A 12,872-nucleotide genomic window follows, 5' to 3' on the forward strand; every position below is an offset into this window, starting at 1 on the left:
AAAATCAACAAATTAACAACACGGCAGTAGATATAAAAAAAAATGAAAAAAGAGCAAACAAACACTCTCCTTTTATTTATTGTTTAGTCAAACATAAGGCATAAAAAAAGTCCCACAATTGCGGGACTTTTTAAAATATTTCATTCGAAAATTAAGCTTGATCAGCAACGATTTCGTATGGTAATTCAATGATAACTTCACGGTGTAAACGTACAGTAGCAGAATATTTACCAATTCTTTTTACGATACCAGAAGTGATGAATTTTTTCTCAACAGCTTGACCATTTTTCTCTAAAATTTCTGCGATATCAGCGCTAGTTACAGAACCAAAAAGTTTTTCACCACCTGCTTTAGCAATAATTTTGATATCTAATGCTTTTAAAGCTTCCGCTTTAGCTTTAGCATCAGCAACGATTTTAGCTTCTTTGTGAGCTTTTTGCTTTAAGTTTTCAGCTAATACTTTCTTTGCAGAAGGTGTAGCTAAAATAGCAAATCCTTGAGGGATTAAGAAGTTACGACCATAACCAGGTTTAACTGTTACTACGTCATCTTTAAATCCTAAGTTTTGAACGTCTTGTTTTAAGATAAGTTCCATGTTGTTGTCCTTTATTTTAGAAGTTAGCCTGCCGTAAGCAGGCAACAACTATATTGTTAATGAATTATTTTAATAAGTCAGCTACGTATGGCATTAACGCTAAGTGACGCGCTCTTTTTACCGCTACAGAAACTTTTCTTTGGTATTTTAATGAAGTACCTGTTAAACGACGAGGTAAGATTTTACCTTGCTCGTTAACGAATTTTAATAAGAAATCAGCATCTTTATAATCGATGTATTTGATTCCTGATTTTTTGAAACGACAATATTTCTTTTGTTTGTTCGTGTCAATGTTTAAAGGCGTTAAATATCTGATATCTCCGTCTTTTTTTCCTTTTGCAGATTGTTCGATTGTTGACATGATAATTAAGCTTTTTTAGATTTTAATTTCTCTCTTCTTCTCTCAGCCCAAGCTACAGCGTGCTTATCTAAACTTACAGTTAAGAAACGCATTACACGCTCGTCACGTCTGTACTCAACTTCTAAAGTTGCTAATACTTCGCTAGAAGCCTCAAATTGCATTAAATTATAGAATCCAGATTTTTTGTTTTGGATTTCATAAGCTAATTTTTTTAATCCCCAATCCTCTTTAGCAACAATCTTAGCACCTTTTGAAGTCAATAAATCTTCAAATTTGCTTACTGTTTCCTTTACCTGAGTTTCAGATAAAACGGGATTCAAGATGAAAACAGTTTCATAATGATTCATAGTAATAAATATTTATTTGTTATAAAATTGGGTGCAAAAGTAATGCTTTTATTTCAATCTACAAATATTTTACTACAATAATCGACAAAATGACTGATTTTCACTCAAATAGTTTGGAACTTAAAAAAAATATCCTATTTTTAACCATCCAATCTATTTTAAACTAATAGCTTATGAAGTTGAACTGTATTGTTGTAGATGATAGCTCTATCCAGAGAATATTAGTAACCAAGCTGGTGGATGCGCATCCAAATTTGAACTTAGTGGGCGAGTTTTCGAACGCCGTCGAAACTAAGAACTGTTTAGCTACCAAGCAAGTAGATTTATTATTTTTAGACATTGAAATGCCTATTATTAATGGGTTTAACTTGTTAGATGGTTTAAAAGAAAAGCCTCAAATCATTTTTATTACTGCTAAAGCAGAATATGCTGTCAAAGCATTTGATTACGAAGCAACCGACTACCTACAAAAACCGCTGACTAAAGAGCGTTTTAACACTGCTGTTAAGAGAGCCATGGACTTACACATGCTTCGCAAAGACAGCAATGGTATGGAAGAGGAAGGCGAACACATCTTCATTAAAAGTAATTTGAAAAAACTCAAAATTTACACTGCTAAAATCAAATGGATTGAAGCCTATGGAGATTATGTAAAAATTGTCACCGAAGACGATAATCACTTAGTACTTTCTACCATGAAATCGTTTGAACAAGATTTATCAAAAGAAAAATTCATCCGTGTACACAAGTCATTCATCATCAATGTAGACAAAATTGAGAAGTTTAACAGTAAATTTGCCGAAATAGGCGTGACTAAAATTCCGCTGAGCAGAAACAAAAAAGAAGAGTTAATGCGTGTACTTGAAGCTTAAGTCACATCTACATTAATTGAAACACGAATAGCTCTGTATTGAACGACTGCATCAAAACTATTCAGGATTTTCTGGATAGTTTTTTTTGTATTCCCTAGATGCTTATCTTGTGGAATTTTAACCAATATGGTACGAATGTATTCATTACGAATACGATTAATTGGCGGTTCTTCAGGACCTAGCACAGGAATATCTAAGTTTTGCTTCATAACCTGATACAACCACATAGCACCTTCTTTAAGCTTTTCAAATTCTTTATGTCTTAAAGTAATTTTTATCAATTTATAAAAAGGAGGATAATGGTAAATATGACGCTCATAAATTTGCTCCTTATACATCCCTATATAATTATTGTTCGTAACCTGTTGTATGGTATTATGATTAGGATTGAAAGTTTGAATCACTACCTTCCCTTTTTTATCGCCACGTCCAGCCCTACCGGCTACTTGGGTCATCATTTGGTAACTACGTTCAAAAGCACGGAAATCAGGAAAATACAACATATTATCTGCATTCAAAATACCAACCAAAGAAACATTGTCAAAATCAAGTCCTTTAGCTAACATTTGCGTACCTACCAAAATATCAATTTCCCGATTTTTAAAACTATCAATCAAGCGCTCAAAAGCATATTTGCCACGTGTGGTATCTTGGTCCATACGTTTGATATTCTTAGTTGGAAATAAAGAGGCCAATTCCAATTCGATTTGTTCGGTTCCAAAACCTTTGGATGTCAAATCGATACTCGAACACGCATGACAATTGGTTGGTTTTGCAATACTATGCCCACAATAGTGACAGCGCAATTGATTTTTAAACTTATGATAAGTCAAACTCACATCGCATTGCGGACATTGCGGAATGTGTCCACACGTCATACATTCCATTACAGGAGCATAACCTCTACGATTTTGAAACAATATAATTTGCTCACCATTCGAGAGCGCTTCGTTCATTTCGTCAATTAAAGTTTGACTAAAATGTCCCGTCATTTTTTTACGAAAATACCCGTCTTTAATATCAACCAAGACAATTTCTGGCAAAATCGCATTCCCAAAACGCTCGGTCAAAGCTACTAAACCATACTTGCCTTGCTGAGCATTATAATACGTTTCTAAGCTGGGCGTAGCCGAACCTAAAACCACTTTAGCTTTATGATGATACGCCAACACAATGGCAGCGTCGCGTGCATGGTATCGTGGTGCCGGGTCCACTTGTTTAAAGGTTTGTTCGTGTTCTTCATCTACCACTATCAAACCTAAGTTTGAAAAAGGCGAAAACATAGCCGAACGCGCCCCAATAACTATCTGTGCTTTATCGGAAGTATTCAGTACTTGATTCCAAACTTCTACCCGTTCGTTATTGGAATATTTTGAATGAAAAACAGCCACTTTATTCCCAAATTGCTTGGTCAAACGACTTACTAACTGCGTGGTTAAAGCAATTTCTGGTAACAAATATAGGACTTGCTTGCCCTTTTCTAAATAGTCTTCAATCAACCTGAAATACACTTCTGTTTTCCCTGAAGCAGTCACACCATGTAAAAGTGTTACTTCTTTTTGTTGAAACACCTCTTTTAATTCATCAAAAGCGTTTTGTTGCGCTGGACTTAAATGTATCGCAATCGAATTAACTTCCTCAAAACTCACACGGTCTTGTTGTAAGTGGTATTCTTCAAAAATTCCTTTATCTACCAATGCTTTTACCGCAGCGGTTGTTGCTCCAGAAAAGTCAACCAATTCTTTTACAGCAATAGGTTTCTTTTGAGTGGCTTGCAATTGAAAAAAACTAAGTACTAAATCTTTCTGTTTTTGTGCGTTTTTGAGCAACAACAATAATTCTTCTAATTTATCTGGAGCATTAAACCCTGCTTGTAAACGCACATATCTCACCAGTTTAGGTTTGTACTCCTCCACCATTTCTTCTTGAAGCACAATGATTCCTTTTTCAATTAAACTTTGAATAACAGGAAACACTTTTTTCTTATTTAAAATGGAAGTTACTTCATTAATTTTCAAAGAAGATTGATTTGAAAGTGCTTCTACCAATAAATACTCATCATCGGTAAGTTGCGAAGTATCTAACACTTCTTTTTTGGATGAAATAATGGTTTCGCTTTCTAGCAATAAGGCAGAAGGTAATGCCGTACGATATACATCGCCAATGGCACACATATAATAAGTGGCTATCCATTGCCAAAAGTCGATTTGCAGAGCGGTGACTATAGGCTTTTCATCTATAATCTGATGAATTTCTTTGGCTTCATATAAATTTGGCGGATTATGATGCTTTTCCGCAACTAAGCCCGTATAGAACTTACTTTTCCCAAAAGGTACTGCTACACGCATCCCTTTTTCTAAAAAAGAAAATTCCGCTTCCGTAACGCTATAAGTAAACGTTTGCGGAAGCGAAATAGGTATAATAACTTCTATAAAAAAACGCATGTATTACAATCTAATCCAAGTTTGTGAACGACCGATGAGTGAAATCCCCATGTATCCTCTAACTTCTAATTTATCTTTACCTTGTAATTTGATAAAACATTTGTATAAATTTCCTGTTTCAGGATCCACAATTTTTCCACCATTATATTCTGTTCCATCTTTAGCCAAGCCTTTTAGTATAACTAAGCCTAAAATAGGTTTATTCTTATCTGTACCTTCACATTTCTCACATTTTCTATCGCGTTTTACAGGGTCTACGATTTCTACTACTTTACCGAAAACCTTACCATTAGACTCAAAAATTTCCACCACTGATTTGGCTTTCCCTGTCTTATCATCTATCGTTTTCCACTTACCAAATACCGATTGCGCATTCATTTGCAATCCCCCAAATAACAAAGCTACTAATGCTAATTTTTTCATTGTTGTTCTATTTTTTTTAATTTACGTATTGATGCATCTAGTTCAAAACCTAATAGCAACACCATACAGTTTATCCAAAGATAAAAAAGGAATACTAAAAGTGTACCAATTGAACCATAAAGTTCATTATATTTTGAAAATTTAACAACCCAAATGCCAAAAAAGTACGAAGACACCACGATTAAAGCCGTGGTAAACACCGTTCCTATAGTCATTAATCGTTTCTTTTTGGATTGTTTGATTCCGTATTTAAACAAAATGGCGGTGGCTAACAAAATCATGAGTACCACAAATATATAACGTCCCATTTCTAATAATGAAATTCTATCAGAAACACGAGAAGCTAATACATCTTGAATAATCGTTCGCTGAATGACAATTTCTAAGAAAATAATAGCGGTTACCGTTACTATTAAAATAAAAGTTAGGACTAATGAAATTAGTAATGCCACAAAATATTGTCTAAAATAAGCTCTTTTGATGGTAACATGCAATGATGTTTCAAAACCACTCATTACGGCATTCACCCCATTGGTCATCAAAAAAACAGATAAAAACACCCCCCAAGAAAGCAATCCTGTTTGACTGTTATGCAGAATATCTTTGATTATATTTTCAATGGCATCATAGGTCGTGGGTGGGACGTTATCCTGCACAAACATTAAAAAATCATCCTGAAAACCTTCAATAGGAATATACGGAATTAGATTTAATATAAAAAGGGCAAAAGGAAACAAAGCCATAAAAAAGCTAAAAGCAATGGCCGCAGCACGGTAGCTGATACCCCCTTGCAAAATCCCTACGATATAAAATTCGATGAGTTCATAAAAAGACAACCCATTTAACCAAGGCAATTTCAAATTATCCAAAACGACAATCAGTTGCTTGATTAACGGAATTTTTACAAGCCTTTTTTTAAGTTCACTTCCCATTTAAATTAGTCCACTGCTTTTAATGACAAATCCATATTGTAAACCGAATGTGTTAAGGCTCCCGAAGAAATATAGTTTACCCCACATTCAGCATATTGACGAATGGTTTTTTCGTTAATATTTCCAGACGATTCGGTTAAACATTTATCTCCAATCATAGCCACCGCTGTACGAGTATCTTCAAAATTAAAATTATCAATTAGAATTCTAAAAACACCTTCAGATTGTAAAATTTCTTCAATTTCGGCAAGATTTCTAGCCTCTACTATGATTTTCAAATCCAAATTATGCGCTTGCAAATAAGCTTTCGTTTGCGCAATGGCTTGGGTAATTCCACCTGCAAAATCGTTATGATTATCTTTTAACATAATCATATCGTACAAGGCAAAACGATGATTTTCGCCCCCGCCAATTTTTACCGCCCATTTTTCGCAAGCACGGAATCCTGGTGTGGTTTTACGCGTATCTAAAATTTTAGTAGCTGTTCCTTCTAATAATTTCACATAACTATTAGTCTTGGTTGCAATCGCACTCATACGTTGCATACTATTCAAAACCAAACGCTCTGCTTTTAGAATTGATTGTGAACTACCCGAAACATACAATACTATATCGCCATGTTTTACTGGGGTACCATCTTGAATAAGAATTTCGACTTCAAGATGAGCATCAACAAATTTGAAAATCATTTCTGCAAATGCCACTCCCGCAATAATCCCTTCATCCTTAACTAAAAGTTTGGCTTTGCCTGTCACTGTATCAGGAATACAAGCTAGCGAACTAAAATCGCCTGGTCCTATATCTTCACGAATACCATTTTGTATAATTAATCGTAATTCTTCTTGAAATTGTTGTTCTGAAATCATAAAATGTGATTAGAAGCGCTAAAATAGTACTAAAATCTATAGTTTTAAAATTTATTTCTCTTTAGAAGCTTATACAAAACAATTTTAAAGAAATGATTAAACAAAAAACAGTTATATCCACTTAAACCTAAAAAAAGCAACAAAATTCCTGAAATCCATTTGGAATTTAAAGTCTTCTTAAATTTTTCTTTAAAAACTTTATAATATATTTGCAAGCTGCATATAACAACTTCCTTTAAACGAAGTATTTAGTATTTTAAAATTAAGACCGTATATTTACTAGAAATGAAAAATATTCTCAACCTTTTTTTTCTGCTTTTTAATCTTACTTTTTTTGCACAATTTAGCAAAACACATTACATACCACCTGTTTCGTCTGGATCTGTTACAGCAGGGAATCAATACCTTTATATATCTACTCCAAATGTTAACCCTGTCAAATTCACGATAAATCAAATAGGCGCACAAGCGATCACAGGGACTGTTTCTAGAGATACTCCCTACAACCATTTCATTGGGAATACAAATGACTCGCAAATACACACCCCAGAAGACAAAGTTCATCTAGTACAAAAAAACAAAGGATATACCATTGAAGCGGAAGATTTGATAGCAGTCTCTATTCGAATTCGTTCAAATGACAAGAACCATGCCAGCTCAATTGTTTCAAAAGGGATAGCTGCTTTGGGTAAAGAGTTTAGAATCGGTGCTTTTTTAAACGATAGAGTTATCAATTACGCCCGTCAACATTATACTTTTGCTTCAATATTAGCTACTGAGAACAATACTAGAATACATTTTAGTGACATAAAAGCAAATTCCTCTTTAATAAATAATACCCCAGGAAATAATACCCCGAGTGATATTATCTTGAACAACAATGAAAGTTTTGTGATAGCTGTAGAAGGCAATACAAATCCTATACCCGACGCTTTGATAGGAGCTAAAATTAGTGCAGACAAACCCATAGCTGTCAATTGTGGTTCTTTTGGGGGATCAAATGGTGATTCAAGCAATTTAGATATGGGGTTTGATCAAATAGTTTCAGCAGAAACTATTCAAAATATTTCTCCTGAACAAATTAACGGAGTCCCTCAATTTACAGAATATATTTTTATTAAAAGTGATGGATGGGATTTGGCCGAAAGAGCTTTACTCATAGCTGATAGTGATCACACAGAAATCTATTTAAATGCAGACATAGTCCCAAGATATACTCTTAACAAAGGGCAATATATAGCAATTGATGGTTCGAATTTTACGAAAGAAGGTAATTTATATGTAAAAACTTCAAAAAATGTATTTGCATACCAATCTGTAGGAAGTGAACAAAATACAAATACCAATGGCTCAAAAAACTTTGCCAATCAAGAACTATTTTTTGTACCGCCTATTAGCTGTCAAACACCTAGAAGCATTAATAATATCCCTGAAATCGAAAAATTAGGTAATGACACTTTTAGAGGAAGAATTACCATAGTTACACAAAAAGGCGCTAGTTTAAACTTCATTGTAAATGGCACAAATTATACCCTAGCCAACTTACCTTCACAAGGAATACAAGGTCCATTTGCTGTACAAGGAAATCCAAATTACGAAACTTATACCATCTTAGGTTTAACAGGTAATATTTCTGTATTATCTACCACTGATGTATATGTAGCAGCTTACGGGAATGATGGGGCTGCAACTTTTGGAGGTTATTATTCTGGTTTTACCTTTAAACCCGAAATTTCATTCAACAAGGTAAATATTAATAGTACTAATTGCTTGCCTAACATTCAACTCAGTATTAATTCTGCTACGGCTTTTGATAGTTTTCAATGGTATTTAAATAACAGTCCTATCAATGGAGCTACACAAAACAACTTTACACCGACTACTCCTGGCTTGTATAAAGTAGTAGCAAACATTAATAGTTGCAAATTTACAAACTCTTTAGAATCAGACAACATCCCTGTAAGTTCATGTCCTTCTGATACAGATAAGGATGGTGTGGTTGACAATCTTGATATAGACAACGATAACGATGGTATAACTAATTGCACAGAATCTTTTGGCAATCAAAATATAGACACCAGCAAATCAACTGGAACTATCGCTGCGACAACAACAAGCTACACTGCCACTACCACAGCTGTTTTACCCATAATCGGTAAGTCTGACGGTACAATTATTACAGAGGTTCCTGCAGGTAAAACAAATTCTGCCACCTATTCTTTACAATTTAGCACTCCGTTAAATATTGCTTTAGAATACCCTAAAAATAGTAGTACAAGTGAATTGTTTACAGATACCTCTGAATACAACCTAACTTGCGAAACTACCAAAACTCTTTCGATTTCAAATCCTAATAACCAATTACTTTTAGATACAAATTTTGACGGAATTTACGAAAGCAATGTAAAAGAGTTTTCAGGATTCGAAATCAGATTCCGTTTAAATAGCAACACAGCACTTCAAGCTGGTACAGGTGCATTTAGAATTTCAGGCAATGGAATTAGCAACATTGCTATTAAACATAAAAATCTTTCTGATACAAAGAATACAAAATCAAGTTTACAAATCTATGCATCTTGTGTTGTAAAGGACACTGATAACGATGGCATTGCTGACCAATGGGACAATGATAGTGACAACGACAGTATTATTGATATACTAGAAGCACAAAACAATCAACCTAAGACATTATCCGGAAAAGACACCAACCAAGACGGTCTTGATGACACTTTTGAACCTGGTACAATTCCACAAGATACCGATAAAGACCTCGTAGCTGACTATATTGATTACGACAGTGACAATGATGGCATTAAAGATGATATTGAAAAAAACACAGATTTTGACAGCGATAAAATTTCAAATTACAGGGATTTAGATTCTGATGAAGACGGTTGTTTTGATGTTAAAGAAGCTGGATTTTCAGATAACGATACAAATGGGATTTTAGGAATATCTCCAGTAAATGTAGACAAAAACGGATTAGTAGTAGGAAATGGTGGTTATACAAATCCAAATGAAAACTACCTAATTGCAGCGCCAATTACTATTTCAACACAACCTACTACAGGAAAAGGATGTGAAAAAGAAAGCACTAAAATCACAATTACTTCTAATGCTGAGAGCTATCAATGGGAAATATCTACAGACAAGGGTTTTACTTGGAACCCAATTTTACTAAGTACGGTTTATACAGGTAGCACAACAAATACTTTAACAATAAATGGCTTATCCCCAATGATGAAGTCACATCTTTTCCGAGTAAAGTTAAACCGAAAAGGTAACTCTTGTGATTTTTATTCGAATGAAATAGGTTTATTAATTTATGATTTACCTACTTTAAATAGTGGCAAAAAATTAGTCCAATGTACCGAAAACACAAATGGTTTTTCTATTTTCAATTTGGATCAAATAAAAAACCTAATTTCAAATCAAGCTACTCAAGAAACTTTCAACTATTATCATAGTCAAAATGGTGCACTTAAAAAAGACAGTGCAGATGAAATAAAGAATTTCGAAAATTACACTAATCAAGTGGCTAATTCTGAAATAGTATGGGCACGAGTGACTAATGCAAACAATTGTTTTTCAATCATCTCTTTTGAACTTTATGTTTCTACTGCGGGTGCAGATAGTTTTATATTACCAGACTCCAACCTCTTCAATTGTGATGATTACATTGATGAACAACACAATGATTACGATGGTGTCTCTAGTTTTGATTTATCAAAAAACTATGATTACCTAACTACCTATTTTAACAATTCGGATATTGAAATAAAATTCTATAAAAACAAAAACGATTATTTCCAAGAAACACTAAATGATCAATCCTTAGCAATTTCAAACAATGACTTTAAAAATTATAGAAATATAGGTTATCCTTTCAAACAAGACATTTGGGTTCGAATTGAAAACAAAACAACTAATGAATGTATAGGTAAGCCAGTTACTTTTAATTTAATTGTAGAACCTACACCTAACATCGACACCAATACATCAGGGCAAGCTGACAGTTTTATCTGTACTGACGATCCTAGCTTTACGATTAATCTTAATTCGGGTTTAAAACCTGACTTAGACGCTAGTAAATACACCTATGTATGGAGCAAAGACAACAATACTTTACCCTACACAACTGAATCGATAACTATAAACACTATTGGAAACTATAAAGTAATCGTATCAAATATAGACGGTTTACACTGTTCTAAAACAAGAACGATACAAGTCAAAGAATCTAATAGTGCTACCCTTGTATCGCAACCTGTAGTTACTGATTTAGTTCAAAACAATACCGTAACTGTAAGCGTTACAGGTTTAGGAAATTATGTTTTCAGCTTAGACGATCCCTTTTCAACCACACAATCAACAGGTTATTTTGAAAATCTGTTACCTGGAAAACATAAAATATATGTGATTGACACTAAAGGTTGCCAAACACTGGAAGTGCCGTTTACCATATTAGGATTCCCTACCTTTTTCACTCCAAATGGAGATGGATATAATGACAACTGGAATATTATTGGCTATGACCAATTTTTAAACAAGGAAGTTAAAATACTAATCTTTGATCGTTTTGGCAGACTTATTAAGGAAATACTTCCTGATGGTATAGGATGGGACGGTAATTATCTAGGTACACCTTTACCTGCTGATGACTATTGGTATACAGGTCAACTTGCAGACGGTCGTTTAATCAAAGGTCATTTTTCATTAAAAAGATAACTAAAACCTTTTTAACTTTGAATTTTCCTTTTAGAAGAGTGCACTTGCAAAGCAATTAAAATTTATATAAACGCTCGATACGCTTCGCACTCGAGCTGACGATGATAGCATTTTTAATGGTTTCCGTCAGTTCGAGGGGGAATTTTCTTCAAAAAAAGCAATATGAAATGACGTTTTTTCTTACGAATACCTAAAAACGTCATTGGTAGTAGTTTTTGAAATGAAATGCAAAAAACGTATCGAGAACTTCTACATTTTATGACATCACTATTTAATCCAGTATTTTTTAAGTTCAAATGGTATAAAAAAGCTCCGAAACAGAATTTCGGAGCTTTTTTTATTAATCCTAAATAACTTAAAATTTAAAATTTTCATTCATTTTCATTGCCTCTTCAAATTGAGTCATTACCTCATCTATGATTTCTTGAACCGGTTTAACCTCATGAATTAATCCAGCAATCTGACCAATTTCTAATTCGCCTTCCACTAAATCACCTTCAAACATCCCGCGTTTGGCACGGGCACGTCCTAATAATGATTTTAAATCATCTACAGAAGGACAAGTTGCATATAAGTCTTGTACATCATTATAAAACTTATTCTTTATCAATCGTACAGGTGCCAATTCTTTAAGTGTTAATTGAGTACCTCCTTCTTCGGTAGCGATAATCGTTTCTTTAAAAGCATCATGTGCTGAACTCTCCACCGATGCTGCAAAGCGAGACCCCATTTGAACTCCATCAGCACCAAGAATCATAGCCGCTAACATCCCTCTACCAGTAGCGATTCCTCCAGCTGCAATTACTGGAATAGTAACTTTTTCTTTAACCATAGGAATCAGCGTCAATGTGGTAGACTCTTCCCTACCGTTATGTCCTCCAGCTTCAAAACCTTCGGCTACCACCGCATCTACACCTGCCTCTTGCGCTTTTAACGCAAACTTAGTGCTACTCACTACATGTACGACTGTAATTCCTTTTTCCTTTAAAAAAGCAGTCCACGTTTTAGGATTACCCGCAGAAGTAAAGACAATTTTCACCCCTTCTTCTACGATGATATTCATAATCTCCTCAATATTTGGGTACAACATCGGCACGTTCACCCCAAAAGGTTTGTCGGTTGCTTTTTTACACTTTTGGATATGTTCGCGTAACACTTCAGGATACATAGAACCTGCGCCTATCAATCCTAAACCGCCCGCATTACTCACGGCGCTTGCTAATTTATAACCCGAATTCCAAATCATTCCCCCTTGAATGATAGGATATTTAATAGAAAAAAGAGTGGTAACTGTATTCAAAATA

Annotated in this window: 10 protein-coding genes; 2 read left to right on the forward strand and 8 right to left on the reverse strand. The window is 34.3% G+C overall.

The window, feature by feature from the left end; all coding sequences use genetic code 11:
• Positions 1-151: 151 nt before the first annotated feature.
• The 3 genes from rplI to rpsF form a co-directional block, all read right to left on the reverse strand.
• Positions 152-595, reverse strand: a complete 444-nt coding sequence (gene rplI, locus ACQY29_RS13780) for a 50S ribosomal protein L9 (RefSeq protein ID WP_428225748.1) — start codon at positions 593-595, stop codon at positions 152-154.
• A gap of 64 nt (positions 596-659) precedes the next feature.
• Positions 660-956, reverse strand: a complete 297-nt coding sequence (gene rpsR, locus ACQY29_RS13785) for a 30S ribosomal protein S18 (RefSeq protein WP_073311282.1) — start codon at positions 954-956, stop codon at positions 660-662.
• A gap of 5 nt (positions 957-961) precedes the next feature.
• Positions 962-1,303, reverse strand: a complete 342-nt coding sequence (gene rpsF / locus ACQY29_RS13790; protein ID WP_428225749.1) for a 30S ribosomal protein S6 — start codon at positions 1,301-1,303, stop codon at positions 962-964.
• A gap of 173 nt (positions 1,304-1,476) precedes the next feature.
• Between rpsF and ACQY29_RS13795 the strand changes: the two genes are divergently transcribed.
• The gene (locus ACQY29_RS13795) at positions 1,477-2,175 is read left to right on the forward strand and encodes a LytR/AlgR family response regulator transcription factor (RefSeq protein WP_428225750.1); all 699 of its coding nucleotides are present in this window, start codon (positions 1,477-1,479) and stop codon (positions 2,173-2,175) included.
• Here the strand turns inward: ACQY29_RS13795 and priA are convergent.
• Genes priA through nadC form a run of 4 tightly spaced genes read right to left on the reverse strand, consistent with a single transcriptional unit; the run spans position 2,172 to position 6,840 of the window.
• Positions 2,172-4,619: a replication restart helicase PriA gene (gene priA / locus ACQY29_RS13800; protein WP_428225751.1), complete on the reverse strand. Its 2,448-nt coding sequence runs from the start codon at positions 4,617-4,619 to the stop codon at positions 2,172-2,174. The genes ACQY29_RS13795 and priA overlap by 4 nt on opposite strands.
• A gap of 3 nt (positions 4,620-4,622) precedes the next feature.
• Entirely contained in the window at positions 4,623-5,042 is a 420-nt protein-coding gene (locus ACQY29_RS13805; protein WP_428225752.1) for a DUF2147 domain-containing protein, read from the reverse strand.
• The gene (locus tag ACQY29_RS13810) at positions 5,039-5,974 is read right to left on the reverse strand and encodes a YihY/virulence factor BrkB family protein (protein ID WP_428225753.1); all 936 of its coding nucleotides are present in this window, start codon (positions 5,972-5,974) and stop codon (positions 5,039-5,041) included. Before ACQY29_RS13810 ends, ACQY29_RS13805 begins: the two co-directional genes overlap by 4 nt.
• Before the next feature lie 5 nt (positions 5,975-5,979).
• The gene (gene nadC / locus ACQY29_RS13815; protein WP_428225754.1) at positions 5,980-6,840 is read right to left on the reverse strand and encodes a carboxylating nicotinate-nucleotide diphosphorylase; all 861 of its coding nucleotides are present in this window, start codon (positions 6,838-6,840) and stop codon (positions 5,980-5,982) included.
• A gap of 285 nt (positions 6,841-7,125) precedes the next feature.
• Between nadC and ACQY29_RS13820 the strand changes: the two genes are divergently transcribed.
• The gene (locus ACQY29_RS13820; RefSeq protein ID WP_428225755.1) at positions 7,126-11,568 is read left to right on the forward strand and encodes a T9SS type B sorting domain-containing protein; all 4,443 of its coding nucleotides are present in this window, start codon (positions 7,126-7,128) and stop codon (positions 11,566-11,568) included.
• Between the two features lie 355 nt (positions 11,569-11,923).
• Here ACQY29_RS13820 and ACQY29_RS13825 read toward each other — a convergent pair whose 3' ends face one another.
• A complete protein-coding gene (locus ACQY29_RS13825; RefSeq protein ID WP_428225756.1) occupies positions 11,924-12,868 on the reverse strand; it encodes an NAD(P)H-dependent flavin oxidoreductase in 945 nt (314 codons plus the stop codon).
• Positions 12,869-12,872 lie beyond the last annotated feature (4 nt).

It is taken from the genome of Flavobacterium sp. (assembly GCF_965262375.1).
GTDB lineage: Bacteria > Bacteroidota > Bacteroidia > Flavobacteriales > Flavobacteriaceae > Flavobacterium.